Annotated in this window: 13 protein-coding genes; 5 read left to right on the top strand and 8 right to left on the bottom strand. The window is 70.3% G+C overall.

Translation table 11 applies throughout. The features are described 5' to 3' along the window. Positions 1–63: 63 nt before the first annotated feature. On the bottom strand, positions 64–1,176 hold the full coding sequence (locus KZJ41_RS25020) for a glutamate--cysteine ligase (protein WP_043802883.1): 1,113 nt from the start codon (positions 1,174–1,176) through the stop codon (positions 64–66). Positions 1,177–1,425: 249 nt separating this feature from the next. Here KZJ41_RS25020 and KZJ41_RS25015 point away from each other — a divergent pair, with 249 nt between their 5' ends. Then, entirely contained in the window at positions 1,426–2,352 is a 927-nt protein-coding gene (locus KZJ41_RS25015; RefSeq protein ID WP_006930350.1) for a DUF5996 family protein, read from the top strand. A gap of 85 nt (positions 2,353–2,437) precedes the next feature. On the opposite strand, the gene KZJ41_RS25010 is transcribed toward KZJ41_RS25015, so the two are convergent. After that, positions 2,438–3,379 carry a diiron oxygenase gene (locus KZJ41_RS25010; protein WP_102800582.1) on the bottom strand — a complete coding sequence of 314 codons (942 nt, stop codon included), beginning with the start codon at positions 3,377–3,379 and terminating at the stop codon, positions 2,438–2,440. 192 nt (positions 3,380–3,571) lie between these two features. Continuing rightward, positions 3,572–4,606, bottom strand: a complete 1,035-nt coding sequence (locus KZJ41_RS25005) for an adenylate/guanylate cyclase domain-containing protein (protein WP_029546367.1) — start codon at positions 4,604–4,606, stop codon at positions 3,572–3,574. A 145-nt stretch (positions 4,607–4,751) separates the two neighbouring features. Here KZJ41_RS25005 and KZJ41_RS25000 point away from each other — a divergent pair, with 145 nt between their 5' ends. Together KZJ41_RS25000 and KZJ41_RS24995 are read left to right on the top strand one after the other, a co-directional pair. Next, positions 4,752–5,537 (top strand): DUF6319 family protein, encoded by a 786-nt coding sequence (locus KZJ41_RS25000; RefSeq protein ID WP_065922025.1) that lies wholly within the window; start codon positions 4,752–4,754, stop codon positions 5,535–5,537. Positions 5,538–5,581: 44 nt separating this feature from the next. Next, positions 5,582–6,244, top strand: coding sequence for a hypothetical protein (locus KZJ41_RS24995; protein WP_006930345.1), 663 nt, complete (start codon positions 5,582–5,584; stop codon positions 6,242–6,244). Between the two features lie 26 nt (positions 6,245–6,270). On the opposite strand, the gene KZJ41_RS24990 is transcribed toward KZJ41_RS24995, so the two are convergent. From KZJ41_RS24990 to KZJ41_RS24970, 5 genes are read right to left on the bottom strand one after another with little or no spacing between them, the layout of a single operon-like run. Next, a complete protein-coding gene (locus KZJ41_RS24990; RefSeq protein ID WP_102800583.1) occupies positions 6,271–7,407 on the bottom strand; it encodes an Mrp/NBP35 family ATP-binding protein in 1,137 nt (378 codons plus the stop codon). After that, positions 7,404–10,271, bottom strand: a complete 2,868-nt coding sequence (locus KZJ41_RS24985) for a molybdopterin-dependent oxidoreductase (RefSeq protein ID WP_102800584.1) — start codon at positions 10,269–10,271, stop codon at positions 7,404–7,406. The genes KZJ41_RS24990 and KZJ41_RS24985 overlap by 4 nt, the downstream gene beginning before the upstream one ends. A 42-nt stretch (positions 10,272–10,313) precedes the next feature. Then, positions 10,314–11,834, bottom strand: coding sequence for a 4Fe-4S dicluster domain-containing protein (locus tag KZJ41_RS24980; protein ID WP_102800585.1), 1,521 nt, complete (start codon positions 11,832–11,834; stop codon positions 10,314–10,316). A gap of 4 nt (positions 11,835–11,838) precedes the next feature. Beyond that, positions 11,839–12,072 (bottom strand): sulfurtransferase TusA family protein, encoded by a 234-nt coding sequence (locus KZJ41_RS24975; protein ID WP_029546361.1) that lies wholly within the window; start codon positions 12,070–12,072, stop codon positions 11,839–11,841. Between the two features lie 24 nt (positions 12,073–12,096). Beyond that, entirely contained in the window at positions 12,097–12,606 is a 510-nt protein-coding gene (locus tag KZJ41_RS24970; protein ID WP_006930336.1) for a DsrE/DsrF/DrsH-like family protein, read from the bottom strand. Positions 12,607–12,797: 191 nt separating this feature from the next. Between KZJ41_RS24970 and KZJ41_RS24965 the strand changes: the two genes are divergently transcribed. Next, a complete protein-coding gene (locus KZJ41_RS24965; protein ID WP_231772402.1) occupies positions 12,798–13,922 on the top strand; it encodes an MBL fold metallo-hydrolase in 1,125 nt (374 codons plus the stop codon). Positions 13,923–14,037: 115 nt separating this feature from the next. Beyond that, positions 14,038–14,400 carry a helix-turn-helix transcriptional regulator gene (locus KZJ41_RS24960; RefSeq protein WP_006930324.1) on the top strand — a complete coding sequence of 121 codons (363 nt, stop codon included), beginning with the start codon at positions 14,038–14,040 and terminating at the stop codon, positions 14,398–14,400. Positions 14,401–14,430 lie beyond the last annotated feature (30 nt).

Raw genomic sequence — 14,430 nt, 5'->3', positions numbered from 1 at the left:
ACGGCGCAGACCGTAACCAATTCCCGACCGGAAAGCTAGGGATAGGTGCGTGTGTTCCGCGGCTCAGTGGGGGCACCCGGCGGGCGTCAGTTCGGCCAGCCGGGCGATCACGTCCCGGGCGGTGCCGCCGGCCGAGAGCACCTGCCGCTGCCGGACGGCCCCGTTGCCGCACGCCAGCACGGTGTGCAGGCCCTCGCGGGCGTGCTGGTAGCTGTCGAGGTCCTCGAGGGCCGGCCGGACGTGCTCGATCATCGCCCGGAGCAGGTGCGCGGTCGGGCGACGGGCGGTCGACGGAAGGTCGATGCCGTCACCGGGCAGCCCGTCGTGCGCCGCGCGCCAGTACGCGGCCCGCAGCACTTCGGAGGAGAACGGCTCGGCGATGCGGCCGGCATCGAGGGCACGCAGAGCGGTGAGCACCAGAGCGCGGACGAGGACGGCCACGAGGACCGTCTCGGCGACGGTCGAGGGGACATCGCACACCCGCACCTCGACGGTGGGGAAATTGGTCGACGGGCGGACGTCCCAGTAGACCATCGCCTTGTCGAGGATGCTGCCGCACTCCAGCATCGCCGCGACGGTGCGGTCGTACTCCTCGAGGGACGAGAAGTACGGTGGCGGACCGGCGCTCGGCCAGCGCGACCACAGGATCGAGCGCCAGCTCGCGTACCCGGTGTCGACGCCGCGGTGGATCGGGGAGTTGGCCGACAGCGCCAGCAGGGACGGCAGCCACGGCCGGAGATGATTGCTCACCTGCACGGCGGTGGCGCGATCCGGCACGGCCACGTGCACGTGACAGCCGCAGATGCCCTGTTCCCGGGCCAGCATGCCGAAGACGCGTTCCATGCGCAGGTAGCGCGGCTTCGCCGTGACCGGCAGCTCGCGCGACCCGACGACCGGGACACCGACCGCCACCAGCCGGGAGCCGCAGCGGCGGGCGGCCTCGGCGACCAGGGACCGCCGGGTGGACAGGTCGGTGTACAGCTCGAGGGCGTCGTGGCACACGTCCGACGCCGTTTCGACCTGACACCGGTCCAGCTCGTACTGCAGTTCCACGCCGAGGTCGCGGGCCTGCGCGACGACCTCGGAGTTGTTGACGGCGGGTTCCCCGGTTTCCGCGTCGACGAGGAGGAACTCCTCCTCGACCCCCACCGTGGGGAGGTCGGACGATGTGGCCATGGTGCTCCCGGCGGGACTCGCGGTTCGTACCTGAATTCTGCGCCGCCGGTGACGGTGCTGCAGCACTTGCACGAATCCGGGTTTGCCGATCGGCGTGCGTCGCCGCCCGCACAGTACGGCCCTCCCCGGCTCCGCGGGCGACGAACGCGCACAGGACCGGTGCCTCGGCCGGAGCGGAGAATCCCGTCGACAGCGCCCCGGCCGGCGGTCCGGCCGAGTAGGGTCGATTCCCGGACCGTGGGAGGCGTAGTGAACGAATCGACACCGGTTCCCGGAGGGGCGTGGCCGACTCTGCGGACGGCCGACTGGGCCGCGACCCGGGACACCCTGCACATGTGGCTGCAGATCGTCGGCAAGATCCGGCTGGCCCACGCGCCGATGGTCAACCACTGGTGGCAGGCGACGCTGTATGTCACTCCACGCGGGCTGGGCACCTCGTCGATCCCCTACCGGCACGCCGCCTTCGACGTCGAGTTCGACTTCTGCGAGCACCGCCTGCACATCCGCTCGAGCGACGGCGGCAGCCGTTTCGTCCCGCTCACCGCACAATCGGTGGCGGACTTCTACTCCCGCACTCTGGGCGCCCTGGACGAGTTGGGCATCGCCACGCGAATCCAGGGCACCCCCAACGAGGTGGATCCGGCGATCCCGTTCGCGCAGGACCGCGAGCACAACACGTACGACCCCGATGCGGCCCACCTCTTCTGGCGGCAACTGCTACACGCCGACCGCATCCTCCACGAGTTCCGAGGGGACTTCCTCGGCAAGGTCAGTCCGGTGCACTTCTTCTGGGGCGCGATGGATCTCGCCTGTACCCGCTTCTCCGGACGCACCGCGCCACCGCACCCCGGAGGAATCCCCAACTGTGCCGACTGGGTGATGACCGAGGCGTACTCGCACGAGCTCAGCAGCTGCGGATTCTGGCCCGGCGGTGCGGACGAAGGGGCCTTCTATTCCTACGCCTACCCCGCACCGGAGGGCTTCGCCGCGCATCCGGTGCGCCCGGACGCCGCCTACTACTCCGCCGAGCTGGGTGAGTTCCTGTTGCCGTACGAGGCGGTGCGGACCGCCGCCGACCCCGACGCGGAACTGCTGCGGTTCCTGCGCAGCACCTATGAGGCAGCCGCCGAGCTCGGCCACTGGGATCGGGCCTACCTCGAGCGTCGACCGCAGTGAGCACGTTCGACGAATCCGGGCGGCCCGACGGCCGGGCGGGGTCGCGCGAGACCCCACGAGCTCGCGCGACCTCCGAGTCGGCGGCTCAGAGGAGATGGACCTTCTTGTAGAGGATCTTCGACGGACCGCCGATCAGGCCGACGCTGTCGAGGAACGTCATCAGCTTGGCGCCGGACTTGCGCACGCGGTCGTGGTAGTGGGTGTTGTTCCGGGCCTCGGCGATTGCCCGGTCGCGGTCGACGCCCGCGTTGCTGTACACGTCGGGGTGGATCATGCTCTTGACCACGAAGTACACGGTCACGGCGGTGTTGATGCGCTCGAACTGTAGGCGGGTGCGGCTCGCGCCGGCCAGGCGGCGCGCGACCTCCTCGCGGGCGAACCGGATGTGCCGGGCCTCCTCGAGAACGTGGATCTTGCTGACCGTGCGCGTGACCGGCTGGACGCGTTCGTCGCGCATGAAGTCGCGCTGCATCATGTCCAGGATCTCCTCGGCGGCCATGACGCTCGCGTAGGCGTTGGCGCCCCGGAAGAATCCGCCCCACAGCTGGCCGAGGCGGTGGATGTAGCGGGCGGGACCGTAGTCCGGCATGCCGAGGCGCTCGCCGGCGCGGCCGAACATGACGGAGTGACGGCATTCGTCGGCGACCTCGGTGAGGGCGAACTGGACGTGTCGGGAGTGCTTGTCGCGGTTGTAGACGTCGCGCAGCAGCATCTGCATGAGCAGGATCTCGAACCACAGACCCACGCTCGAGACGCTCGCGGCCTCGTGCTTGGTCAGCTCGATGCGCTGTTCCTCGGTCATCTCGTCCCACAGCGCGGTGCCGTACAGCGTGCTCCACTCGGGGGTCATTCCGTACTTGTCGGCGGGGACGGGGGCCTCCCAGTCGACCTCGACCGTCGGGTCGTAGGACTTGCGGGCCGACGAGGCGAGCAGGCGCTGCGCCGTCTCCTCGCGGTCGGAGAGCGGGACGCCGGGGACGAAGCCCGTGCTCTCGGCTTCCGACGGGCGGGTGAGCGATGCGGTCATGTCTCCACCTTTTTAGTGTGACGACTGGTAACTGTTAATCCGAGGTTACCTCGACGGCCGCCGTCGCACAACGGTGACTTCCGGCCCGGGCCACCACGCGCACGGCACCGCGCCCGCCAGCACGGGCCGCGACGCATGCGGGCGGATCGTCGACGACGTGCCCGCCGCGAACCCGTCGGGCACGGGCACCGCTCAGTCCTGAGGCGGACGCAGCACCGACGGCCGCAGCCGGTGGAAGTCCTTGACCCGCAGCGCGCGCAGGGGACGCAGCCGGAACCGGTCGTCGCCGTCGAGCACGCCGGCGAGGGTCGAATCGACCAGCACCGTTCCCGGACGCGCGGCACCGGTCAGCCGCGCTGCGATGTTGACCGCCGACCCGAACACGTCCCCGAACCGGGCCAGCACCGGCCCCTGCGCCATTCCCACCCGGAGATCCGGGGCGTCGGGACGGGAGCCGGACGACTCCTGCAGCGCCAGCGCGATCCGCGCGGCGTCCGCCGGATCCTCGGCGGCGAACATCACCTCGTCGCCCACGGTCTTGATCACCCAGCCGCCGCCCTGGGTCACGATCCCCGTCGCGGTCGACTCGAAGTCCTCGAGCAGGTCGTTGAGCTCGTCGGCGTCGATCCGGCGGGTCAGGCGCGTGTACCCCACCATGTCGGCGAAGCCGACGACCAGGACCCGGCCGGCCGACTCGCCCCCGGCCCGCACCACGTTGCGTCCCGTCGTTGCCGCCAGGTGCCGTCGCCACACGTACAGCTGCAAGGTCTCGGTCAGGGGCAGGACCCGTTGCAGCAGTTCGTCGACGAACGACCGGATCTCCCGCTCGGAGGGGGTGGTCCCGGTGTACTCGGTCTCGAGCCGATCGAGGATGTGGGTGTTCATCAGGGCCACCTCCCACTCGGCCAGCCGCGACATGGACTGTCCCAGCGACCGCGCGGCCGCCAGTTCCAGGTCGGGGTGCAGGGCGCCGCTCGCCACGATCGCGTCGATGTTCCGCAGCGCCGCGACGTCGCCGTCCGTGAAGGTCCGCGCGTCCGGGTCCGGATCCACGGTGAATCCGAGCGCCTGCCAGAGTCGTTGGGCGCGTTCGGAGTCCACCCCGGCCAGGTCGGCGCTCTCCCGCTGGGTGTAGCGGCGCTCGCCGCCGAGCAGGGTCCGCTCGAGTTCGGCCTGCACGGCCTGCAGGAGCTCGGGCTCGAGCTCCGGTTGCTCCGACGCGCTCACGTCGCTCCTTCCCGGCCGCCGAACGTGACCGGCCGACCCAGCATGGCCCACCTCGGTTCGGGCGCGCAACGAATCCGCGAGAGTGTCGCACCTGTGTGCGACAGTGGTCGCGCCTCCTGCACCACCCAGCCCGAAAGGACGTGGCATGCCGCCCCGCAGACGAGCCGGCACAACCGGCCCGGATCACCTCACCGACGAGCAGCTCGCCGAGCTGACCACCGCCGTCGCGGACGGTCGCCGCGCCACCGTCTATCTCATCGAGGGCATTACGAGCCTGGGCATCGCCCCGGGCGCGTCGGCCCGGGCGGTGTCGGTGGCGGGCCGCACGGTCACCGTCCGTCCCAAGGGCGTCGACGACGAGCTGCCCTTCGAGGCCGAGGAGCTGCGTCTGACGAAGGAGCCGTCGAAGCCGGTCCGCAAGGCCGCGGATCGATCGACCCCGCGCCCCACCACCCCGCGCCCCACCACCCCGCGCACGTCCGCGTCGCAGCCCACCACGTCGGGTCCCTCCCGCGCTCCCGCCCCGAAGAGCTCGTCGTCCCCGGCATCCACCCCCGCCACGAAGGAGACCACCACCGTGCCGCCGACCGCACCCGAACCGCAGACCGGCGCGACCCCGAAGCCGAAGGCGGCGTCGCGCCGGCCCAAGAAGCAGCCCGGCGTGACCGTCACCATCACCATCGACCCCGAGCAGGAGTGGACGGTCGGTGTCGCGCAGGGCACCCGGCGCCTGAGCAAGGCCAATCCCGTCAGCCCCGACGCCGTGGAGCGCGCCGTGCTCGAGCTCGGCGACGAGGCGGCCCTCGAGGCGGTCCGGTCCGTGATCGACGCGGCGCGCCAGGCCGCGGAGGAACGCGTCGCGCAGCTCAGCCGCGAACTCGAGGAGGCCAGAAAGGCGTTGGAGAGCCTGGGATCGGGCCCGACCGGGTAGTCTGATCCGCTGATGCGGCCGGAACCGGCCGGGCGGGAGGGCTCATGTTCAAGCGCGTTGCGATGGCGATCGTCGCGGGGGTCGCACTGCTGACAGGTGGGACGGGGGTCGCGGTGGCGGCGCCGCCGGTTCCGCTCGGGGGCGGGTCGGGCATCACGCTCGGCAACGGATCCGAGGATCTGTTCGACTGCACGCTCGCCACGATCGGCAACGACCGTGCCGGCCGGCTCGTCGGCTTCACCGCCGGCCACTGCGGCGGTCCCGGGACGACCGTGAAGTCCGAGGCGGACCCCGGGGCCGGGGTCGTCGGGCGCATCGTCGGCACCAACGAGGTGCTCGACTACTCGGTGATCGAGTTCGACCGCGGCCGCGTCGCGCCGGTGAACCGGGTCGGCAACGTCACCATCACCGGCGTCGGCACCCCCGTGGGGTTCCCCAACGTGGCGTGCAAGGAAGGCCGCACCACCGGCAACACCTGTGGTGTCGTGTGGGGCGACGTGTTCAATTCCCAGGAGACCTGGACGCAGGTGTGCGTCGTCGAGGGCGACTCCGGCGCCCCGCTGGTCGTCGGCACGACGCTCGTCGCGATGGTCAACGCCTACCTGCTCACACCGTGCATCGGCCCGGAGGTGGGCACCAACTTCGTCACGATCCTCGGCGACGTCGACGCCCGGGGCGGCGTCGGCGCGGGTTACCGCCCCATCTGACGTACAGGCGCGGGCTCGTCGGCCGGCTACGGGACCGACAGCGGTAGCGGCCGGCCGACGAGGCTTCGTCTCGGGGCCGGCAGGGCCGCGGCGATCTGCCGGATCTGCGAGACGGAATGGGCGTGCGGCGTCGCCACCATGGCCGGGATGCCGCTGTCGCCCGCCGCGCGAAGGTCGAGGTCGAGGGGCACCTGCCCGAGGAGCGGTGCCGCGACGGCCCGGGCGAGGCGCTCGCCGCCTCCGGTACCGAACAACGGTGTGCTCGCGTGGCACGACGAGCACACCAGCGCCGACATGTTCTCCACGACGCCGGCAACCGGCATCCGCAGATCACGCGCCATGCGGCCCACCCGTTGAGCGACGGTCTGGGCCGCCGGCTGGGGCGTGGTGACGACGAGGAGCGCCGCGTCCGGCACGAGTTCGAGCAGCGAGAGTGTCACATCTCCGGTGCCCGGTGGCAGGTCGATGAGCAGGACGTCGAGTTCACCCCAGTACACGTCGCGCAGGAACTGCTCGATCGCCTTGTGCAGCATGGGGCCGCGCCAGACGACCGGCTCGTCGTCGCGGACGAAGAACCCGACGGACATGAGGGCGACGCCGCACGCCTCGACCGGCAGCATCGTTCCGTGCAGGGCGACCGGTGCGCGGTGCACCCCGAACAGATGCGGAACGGAATAACCCCAGACGTCGGCGTCGAGAACGCCGACCCGCTTGCCCTGCTGGGCCAGCGCCACCGCGAGGTTGGCCGTGAGCGTCGACTTGCCGACGCCGCCCTTGCCGGAGGCCACGGCGTACACCCGGGTCGCCGAATCGGGACCGAAGGGGGGAGCGTCCTCTGGTCTCGTGCCGCGCAAGCGGGCGGCGAGCCGCCTCCGCTCGGCTTCGCTCATCGCCGTGAAGACGACCTCGACGCCGGTCACGCCGGCGACTGCCCCGGCGGCCGCGGTGACGTCGGCGGAGAGGGAGGCCTGCATCGGACACGAGGAGGTGGTGAGCCGGACGGTCACCCGGACGAGTCCGGAGCGATCGATCCTCACCTCGCCGAGCATGCCGGCCTGCTCGAGCGGCAGATGCAGCTCGGGATCCTCGACCCGGGCCAGCGCGGCACGCACCGCAGCCGCGGAGACCGCCGGGCCGGACGTCCTCCGCGACAGCAGGCTCATGTTCGCTCCTCCGTCCCGGGCGCGCGGAAGGCACGCCGGCGGGGTTTGACCGGGCGCATCAGGAACTCCGGGCGGCGCAGCCCGGACCGGCTGGGGCCGGGCCGGGTATATGCCAGCCAGGCGCGGTAGACCTCGCGGGACCGCCGGGTGTCCACCACCACGTCGCCGTACCGGTCGTCGGTGTGGGCCTTCTCCACGCGCACCTTCTGGTGCCAGCAGTGCATGCCCGACAGCGGGTCGGGGTGCACGGCGAAGGCGAGGTTCTGATGCACGCCGGGGTCTTCCCAGTAGATCCGCTCGCTGTCCGGGTCGTCGCTGCGGAACGGCTGTACGCCCTGCTTGTAGCGCAACCGCCACACCCCGTCTCCGTCGTTGTCGAGATCGACGAGGCCCATAGCCCAACGGGATCCGGCGTTCTCGGACGTGCGCCAGCGGCCCATGTGGTGCGAGAGCGCGAGGACGCCGGGGCGGATCGACTCGGTCGCCCACACACGGGCCACGAAGTACCCGATCTCGGTGTTGACCCGGACCAGGTCACCCGTGCCGACGCCGAAGCGCGCGGCGTCCGAGGGATTCGTCCACAGCGGATGCGTGTTGCTGATCTCGTTGAGGTACTTCGCGTTCGCGGACCGAGTATGGACCAGGGTCGGCAGGCGGAAGGTCGGCACGAGCACGATCTCGTTGTTCGCCGGGTCGATCGAGCGGTGCCCGACGTGGGACTCGATGTAGCCGGGCGTGGCGTACTCCTCCCACCCGAAGTCGACCATGGTCTCGCTGAACAGCTCGAGTTTGCGCGACGGGGTGAGCCACCCGGCGGTCCTGCTGCCGTCCTCGTGGACGACACCGACGGCACCCGCCTCGCCGACGAGCGGCGGGGTCGAGTCCAGGGTGACGGGTTTGCGCAGCACCCCGTGCTCGTCCGGGTCCGCCCCCTCGGTCTCGGCGGCCGTCAGCGGCCGCTCGTCGAGCCGGTAGGTGTCCTTGGCGACCTCGAAGACGCCGTATCTGCGCATGTACTCCAGTGGGGTGAGCCCTTGGTCGGCCGCGGCCTTCGGCAGGCCGGGCACGCTGTTCTCGAACACCCACCGGTAGTACTCGTCGACGGTGACCTTCTGCCCGGGCCGGTAGGGGGATTCGAAGAACTTGCGGATGCCGAGGCTGCCGTCGGGGTCGATGCGCCAGGACAGCTCGAACCAGAACTCGTTCTCCTCCCACACCTCTCCGGGATTGGACTCGCGGGAGTCGGACACGCTCCGGCCCATGCGCTCGAGCGCCACCCGGGTGACGGGCTGGCGGAATCCGAGCCACTTGCCGGCGTACTGCTCGTAGGACTGGGTGTCGTGCCGCTCGGTGCTGTGCCCCATGGGCAGGACGTAGTCGGCGAAGGTTGCCGTCTCGGACCACGTGGGGGTGAGTGCGACGTGGCAGCCCACGAGCGATTCGTCGGTCAGGGCCTCCAGCCAGCTGAAGCCGTCGGGGTTGGTCCACACCGGGTTGTAGACGCGCGAGAAGTACATCGACAGCGTGCCGCGGCCGTCCTGGAGCAGATGCGGCAGCAGGATCGACATCTCGTTGGTCGACAGGGGGAACTCGGGGGGCCAGAGCAGCTCGTTCCAGGACTCGTGTCCCTGGGGCAGGTTCGGGCCGTGGGCGATGATCTTGTCCCAGCCGTTGGGGCTGGTGCCGCCCTTGGTGCCGACGCTGCCGGTGAGGACGTTGAGGAAGAACAGGGCCCGCGAGACCTGCCACCCGCCGAGGTTGCCGGCGGTCGCCGCCCGCCACACGTGCGCCGACAGGGCCGAGCCGGCGGTGGCGACGATCCGGGCGAGTTCGGCGATCTGCTTCTCGGGTACCTGCGCCTCCTGCGCGGCGAAGGCGAAGGTGAAGCAGGCGTAGTCCTCGGTCAGTGCGCCGACGAACACGTCGAAGTCGTCGGCGGGCAGGTCGGGGTGGCGGTGCTTCATGTAGGTGGGCCAGTTCACCCAGCGGCGCAGGAATGCCCGGTCGATGTGGCCGGTGCGCAGCAGGTACGACGCGACGGACAGCAGGATCGCCGCCTCGCTGCCGGGCCACGGGGCGATCCACAGGTCGGCGTGGGACGCGGTGTTCGACAGCCGCGGATCGAGCACGACGACCTTGGCGCCGCCCTCGACCTTGCCCTCCATGATCCGCTGCGCGTGCGGGTTGAAGTAGTGCCCGGTCTCGAGGTGGCTCGAGATCAGCAGGATGACCTTGGCGTTCGCGTAGTCCGGTGAGGGCCGGTCGTAGCCACCCCACAGGGCGTAGCCCAGCCGGGCGCCGGCGGAGCAGATGTTGGTGTGGCTGTTGTGTCCGTCCACCCCCCACGCCAGCAGGAACCGCTCGGCGAAGCCGTCCTCGCCGGGTCGGCCCACGTGGTAGACGACCTCGTCCCGGCGGTCCTCGACGATGGCGGCCCGGATCCGGGCGGCGATGTCGTCGAGGGCCTCGTCCCAGCCGATGCGCTCCCACTGCCCACTGCCGCGGGCACCGACGCGCTTGAGCGGGTACAGGATGCGCTCGGGGTCCTTGATCTGGTTGATGGTCGCGGGACCTTTGGCGCAGTTGCGTCCGCGTGAGCCCGGATGCGCCGGGTTCCCCTCGAGCCGCTTGATGGACAGGTCGGACTTGTCCACGTATGCGAGCAGGCCGCACGCCGATTCGCAGTTGAAGCAGGTGGTGGGCACCAGCATGTATTCGTGCGGCACCTTACGAGGGTGGGCCTTGGCGTCGTATTCGACGTGGTGGTCCCAGTTTTCGACCGGAGGAAAGTTCCGCAGCCGCTCGTGCGTGCGCTGACCGGGCAGCGCCGACCCGGTCGGGGTGTGCTCCGTCTCGGCAGTCATGGGGTTCCCTTCGGGTGGGTGGTCGGGTGCCGGTCGGGCCGCTCACGACAGGGGTGGGTCCTGGCCCGCCCGGACGAACGCAGTCTCGTAGGCCAGCAGTGAGATCTGCGTCAGCAGGCCGGCCGCGACGAGGAGGGCGGCACCGGCGGAGCCGTTCCACGACGGGGCGGCCAGTGCGGCCGCCACCACTGCCGGGACGATCGCCCCCAGCCAGAACAGCCGGGCGTAGCGGCCGCGGGTGATGATGTGCGCGGCCAGGGTCGCCTGCCGGCTGGCGTGCCGGCCGGAGTACTCGATGACCAGCATCAGCAGGTGCAGTCCGGTCGAGAGCACGAAGACGCGCACGAGGAAGCCGACCGCCCCGTCGGAGAGACCCGCGAACGGCGCGACGACGAGCAGCGCCCCGGTCCCGACCATGGCGGCCTGAACCAGCAGGTGCCAGAACAACAACGGTGACTGCCACAGGTCGCGGCCCTCGGCCTGCCCGAAGAGGAATCCGGTGTAGCCGGCGACCAGCGCGCCGGAGGCCAGGGCGGCCCAGGCGAGCACGGTTGCGCCCCAAGCCGATCCGAGGAAGGCGGCGAGGACCCACAGGGCGGCCACCCCGCCGAAGGCGGCCAGCGCGTAGGCGCCCCACACGAGCCACGAGGACCAGTTGGATCTCAGGAAGATGTAGAGAAAACGCTCCGGCCGCTTCAGGTCCCAGATCAGCAGGACTCCGGTGAGGGCTGCGCCCGCCATGGCCACTGCGGGCGCCGCGTAGTCGCCCAGCCACCCCAGGTCGATGCCCAGGATGTGGGCCAGCCCCGCGACGGCGAGGGCGCCGGCGGCGACGGCCTTGGTCCACAGGTAGGTCGTCACGCGCCATCCCCACGGCCGGGGATGCGCGGTGTTCAGCGTGGTGCGAGCCTTCGTGGTGCGATCCCCGGGCAGGTCGGCCGCGGTCTCGCGGCGGTGCGCGTCCGGCTCGGCCCAGATGTAGGTGTCGGCGACCGGGGCGACCAGCGGATCGAGGACCGCCCGGTCGGCACCGAGATAGAAGACGTTCGGCCCGGTGTTCTGTTCCGGCGAGCGCACGGCGGTCTGCTGCGTGCTGACCAGGGTGGCGATGCCGCTGGTCGGGTCGTCGAGGTCGCCGACCCAGATCGAGTGGGTGGGGCACACCACGACGCAGGCAGGCTCCATGTCGTTGTCGACGCGGTGCGCGCACATGTTGCACTTCGCCGCGGTGTGGGTGTCCTGATCGATGTAGATGGCGTCGTAGGGGCACGCCTGCATGCAGCTCTTGCAGCCGATGCAGCGCTCGTTGTCGAAGTCGACGATTCCGTCGTCGCGCTTGAACAGCGCGCCGGTGGGGCAGATCTTCACGCACGGTGCGTCGGTGCAGTGGTTGCAGCGCATCACACCGAAAGATCTTGTGGTGTTCGGAAACTCACCCGCGTCGACGTACTTCACCCACGTGCGGAACTGGCCGAGCGGCACCTCGTGCTCGGTCTTGCAGGCGACCGTGCAGGCGTGGCAGCCGATGCACGTGCGCTGATCGATCGCGAAGCCGTAGCGCACCGTCTCACTTCTTCCGGATGAGGTAGCGGTGGACGCCGTCCTCGCTGTTGTTGTCCAGCAGTTCGTTTCCCGTGTCGGTCGCCCACGACGGGATGTCGCGTTTCGATCCGCCGTCGGTGGCCTCGACGAGCAGGATCTGCCCGGACTCGAGCTTCTTGATCGCACGCGAGGCGAGCAGCACGGGCATCGGGCATTTCTGTCCCTTGGCGTCGACGACGACGTCGATCTGGTAGTCCACGGTCCGCTCCTGGGTTCCGAAGGGTCAGATGAAGAGGCTGATCTGGGACCTGCTCATCGCGGACAGGGCGGTGGCGGCACCGACGGGCTCGCCCACTCCCTCGAGGAGCTGGTCGCGGCGAAGGCCCAGCAGGTCCATGGTCATCTCGCACGGCCACAGGTTCACGCCCAGCTCGGTGCACATCTCGACCAGCTCGGCCGGGTGGGCCACGTTCTTCTGGCGCGCAAGTCTTTTCATCATCCAGGGCCCGGCGCCGGCCAGGTGGAGCTTCGACAGCTTCATGTGCCGCATGCCCGGCCGGTTCATGCCGGCCAGCGCCTTGGTCATCGCGTCGGTGCCGGTGATCCGGACGTCGTCGCGCACCAGGGGGAACAGTCCCCAGAAGGTGAAGAAGATCGTCGTGGACATGCCGTAGGCGGCGCCGGTGGAGCCGAGGATCAGGGTTGGCCACATTCTGTCCAGATCGCCGCTCCACGCCACGATCGTCATGCTCTCCGGGGCGTCGTCGACGTCACGCTGCGGGTTGTCCGACATGCGCCGGCCCCTTTCGTGGTTGCCGGGGAGGCCTCGTGCGGCCTTCGCGCGGAGTGTTGCGATATGTGATCCAGAACACTACATTCGTGTATGCGCATACCGCAAGATGGTTCGGAAAGTCACCCTCCCGGTGTGCGGACCACCCGCCCGTTTCGTCCCTGGGAGGACACGTGGCCGATACCGTCACAGCGTTGGAACTGTTTCGCGAGCTCCAGGCGGGCACCGTTCCCGAGATCCTCGACATCCGTAGCACCGAGGATTTCCGGGCCGGCCGGATCGAAGGACCCCGGCCCGTTCCCACTCGCCACGTCCCGGTCTATCGGGTGATGGAAGAACTCGAGGAACAGGCCGCCGTCACGCGGGCGGGCGCCGTCGTCGTCTGCGGACAGGGCAACGGCTCCGAACTGGTCGCCGAGGAGTTCGAGACGCTGGGCCTGCGCACCCGCTCCCTCGAGGGCGGTACCGACGCGTGGAACCGGCTCCTCGTTCCCGTCGAGATCACCGGACTCCCCGGCGACGTGCGCATCTGGCAGTTCCAGCGCCCGGCGAAGGCCTGCCTGTCGTACCTCGTCGGCGTGCCCGGCGGCCGCGGCATCGTCGTCGACCCCGCCAGATCGACCGAGGCATACCTGGAACTTGCTCGAATGCAAGATGTTTCGATCGTGCACGTCGTGGACACCCACGTGCACGCGGACCATGTCAGTGGTGGCCCGGCACTGGCCGCCCGGCTCGATGCGGAGTATCACCTGCCGCCGGAGGACGCCGGCGGCATCGTCCCGTTCCCCAACCGGCCGCTGAAGGAGGGTGACGCACTCGACCTGGGGTCCACCGTCGTCCGGGCCATGACCATGCACCTGCCGGGCCACACCCCCGGCACGACGGCGCTGCTGGTCAGCGATTCGGTCCTGCTCGTCGGCGACACCGTCTTCGTCCGGGGACTCGGCCGGCCCGACCTGACCGGCCGGGCCGAGGAGCTGGCGCGGGATCTGTTCCGCAGCGTGCACGACAGGCTGCGCCCCCTCGACCCGCGAACGATGATCGCCCCGGCCCACTGGTCGAGCAGCGAGGAGATCAACGCCGAAGGACTGGTCGTCACCACGTTGGAGGAGGTTTTCACCGCCACACTGCTGAACGAGCACGCCCTCGAACGCTTCGTCGAGCAGATCGTGAACTCGCTGCCCGCAGCCCCGCACACCTACGAGACGATCCGCCGCGTGAACGCCGGACAACTCGCCCCCGCCGACGACGAGCTCGAGGTCCTCGACGTCGGCCGCAACCAATGCGCGGCAGCCACCTCGCTGAAGACCGCCCACTGAGCGGTGCGGCCACCGACGGCACCGTCGCGCTCGCCGGGCCGGCGCCCCGCCGCGATCCGCTGCCGCCCGGCCGGCGCACCTATAATCGGCACCCGACGCTCGGTTCGGAGGGGTGATGGAACAGGACATCGCGGCACAGTTGCAGGAACTCCACGCCCGAGTCTGCAAGGCCATCGCCGACCCCAAGCGACTGCTCATCATCAACGAGCTGCGGGACGGCGAACTCAGCGTCGGTGACCTGTGCGAGGCGCTGGGCTTCAGCCAGTCCAACGCCAGCCAGCATCTGTCCGTTCTCCGCGAGCGCGGCATCGTGAACGCGCGACGTTCCGGCAACAACGTCTTCTATTCGCTGCGCAGCCGGAAGATCGTGCAGGCGGTGGACCTGCTCCGGGAATTCCTGGCCGAGGACCTGGCCGACCAGGCGATCCTGCGGGGCGCCCTCGACGGCCGGGACGTCGACCTCGGCCTCGATCTGTAGGGCGCCGTCGCGCAGGCCGATTCTCCACCG

The sequence above is a fragment of the Rhodococcus sp. 11-3 genome (genome assembly GCF_023704055.1).
GTDB lineage: Bacteria > Actinomycetota > Actinomycetes > Mycobacteriales > Mycobacteriaceae > Rhodococcus > Rhodococcus aetherivorans.
Note: the sequence above shows the minus strand (reverse complement) of the source record. Positions and strands in the feature narration are given on the sequence as shown.

Excerpts from the sequence above, each read along its gene's own strand:
- KZJ41_RS25020 (WP_043802883.1), bottom strand. The coding sequence starts at position 1,176 with ATGGCCACATCGTCCGACCTCCCCACGGTGGGGGTCGAGGAGGAGTTC.
- KZJ41_RS25010 (WP_102800582.1), bottom strand. The coding sequence starts at position 3,379 with ATGACCGCATCGCTCACCCGCCCGTCGGAAGCCGAGAGCACGGGCTTC.
- KZJ41_RS25000 (WP_065922025.1), top strand. The coding sequence starts at position 4,752 with ATGCCGCCCCGCAGACGAGCCGGCACAACCGGCCCGGATCACCTCACC.
- KZJ41_RS24960 (WP_006930324.1), top strand. The coding sequence starts at position 14,038 with ATGGAACAGGACATCGCGGCACAGTTGCAGGAACTCCACGCCCGAGTC.
- KZJ41_RS24970 (WP_006930336.1), bottom strand. The coding sequence starts at position 12,606 with ATGTCGGACAACCCGCAGCGTGACGTCGACGACGCCCCGGAGAGCATG.
- KZJ41_RS24990 (WP_102800583.1), bottom strand. The coding sequence starts at position 7,407 with ATGAGCCTGCTGTCGCGGAGGACGTCCGGCCCGGCGGTCTCCGCGGCT.
- KZJ41_RS24985 (WP_102800584.1), bottom strand. The coding sequence starts at position 10,271 with ATGACTGCCGAGACGGAGCACACCCCGACCGGGTCGGCGCTGCCCGGT.
- KZJ41_RS24995 (WP_006930345.1), top strand. The coding sequence starts at position 5,582 with ATGTTCAAGCGCGTTGCGATGGCGATCGTCGCGGGGGTCGCACTGCTG.